Here is a 1,227-nt window from a genome sequence, read left to right as displayed (position 1 = left end):
GGCGAGCTGGCAGGACGGGCGGGCCTCGTGACGGGCCGGGCCGTCACGGAACCCATCGTCTCCGACCGCGCACGGTGATGCACGCTGACACTCTGCTGGCTTGCAGAGTGTCGCTTTCGCGCAGATAGTGGACAAATGGACATAGCCCGCACGGACATCAGTGCCGTGTCGGAGCCGACCAAGCCCCGCACGCGCACCGGTATCGGTATCGGCGGCACGCGGGACCACGGAGGGCTGATGTACTTCTCACTCCCCGCGCGGCCGTGCTTCGTTCGGCACGCGCGCCGGATCGTCCGGCAGCAGATGGCCGCCTGGAGCTGCGGCCCGTCGCAGATCGCTGACACCACGGTGATCGTCAGTGAACTGGTCGCCAACGTGATCGAGCACAGCGAGGCGCACGACTACTACCTGGGGCTGTCGCGGGCCGCCGACCCGGTGGGCGCCGTCACCGTACGGGTCGCCACCGCGCACGGCGAGGACCCCGCGATACGGATACCCCCGCCCCGGCCGCCCGCGGAGGACCTGTTCGACGGGCACGACCTCGCCGAGGGTGGCTGGGGCCTGCCCCTGGTGGCGGCGCTCGCCGAGTCCTGGGGCGTCGACGGTGACGAGCACCGGCGCTCCACCTGGGCCACGGTCGCCCCGGACGGCCCTCCCGGCGCCGCCCCGGAGGCGTCACCCGTCGTGGCCGCCGGCGTGCCGGCCGTCCTCCGTCGTGGTGGCTGACCGCGAAGCCGCGCCGTTGCCCCGCGCGGGATCCGCGGCCGGCCAGGCGGCGGGCTCGTAGGGCGCGAGGCCCAGCTTCTCCCGGTAGTGCGCCACCTTCCGCAGCAGCCGCTCGCGCTGCTCCAGCAACTGCTCCACCGAGCGCACCACCTCGGCGTCGTGTTCCTCCAGCAGGCGCAGCCGCTCGCTGAACGTCTCGTCGCGGCTGGTGAGTTCGCTGTAGCGGCGGAGCTGGGCGATCGGCATCCCGGTCTCCCGCAGGCAGCGCACCAGGCCGAGCCGGCCCAGGTCGTCCTCGCTGTAGGCGCGGCGACCGCCCGTGGTCCGCGCCACGGGGGTGATGATGCCTTCCTTCTCGTAGTACCGCAGGGTGTCCAGGCTGAATCCGGAGCGGCTCGCCGCCTGCGCGGGCGTGTAGCTGTTCATCCGACCAGTCTGCACTTGACCTGGAGCGCGCTCCAGAACGGATGCTCACCACCATGACGACGACCGCCCCCACCC

The 1,227-nt window shown here is 72.4% G+C and carries 2 protein-coding genes; one reads left to right on the top strand and one right to left on the bottom strand.

Annotated elements, in window-relative coordinates:
* Nucleotides 1-135 precede the first annotated feature (135 nt).
* Nucleotides 136-726: an ATP-binding protein gene (locus E0D90_RS25715; RefSeq protein WP_130800306.1), complete on the top strand. Its 591-nt coding sequence runs from the start codon at nt 136-138 to the stop codon at nt 724-726.
* On the opposite strand, the gene E0D90_RS25710 is transcribed toward E0D90_RS25715, so the two are convergent.
* On the bottom strand, nt 676-1,152 hold the full coding sequence (locus E0D90_RS25710) for a MerR family transcriptional regulator (protein WP_130800305.1): 477 nt from the start codon (nt 1,150-1,152) through the stop codon (nt 676-678). The genes E0D90_RS25715 and E0D90_RS25710 overlap by 51 nt on opposite strands.
* Nucleotides 1,153-1,227: the final 75 nt, after the last annotated feature.

It is taken from the genome of Streptomyces otsuchiensis (assembly GCF_004305975.1).
In the GTDB taxonomy this organism is placed as follows: Bacteria; Actinomycetota; Actinomycetes; order Streptomycetales; family Streptomycetaceae; genus Streptomyces; species Streptomyces otsuchiensis.
This window is presented reverse-complemented; position numbering and strand designations above follow the sequence as displayed.

What these genes read in the sequence shown, in the direction of transcription:
- E0D90_RS25715 (WP_130800306.1), top strand. Translation starts at nt 136, where the DNA reads ATGGACATAGCCCGCACGGACATCAGTGCCGTGTCGGAGCCGACCAAG.
- E0D90_RS25710 (WP_130800305.1), bottom strand. Translation starts at nt 1,152, where the DNA reads ATGAACAGCTACACGCCCGCGCAGGCGGCGAGCCGCTCCGGATTCAGC.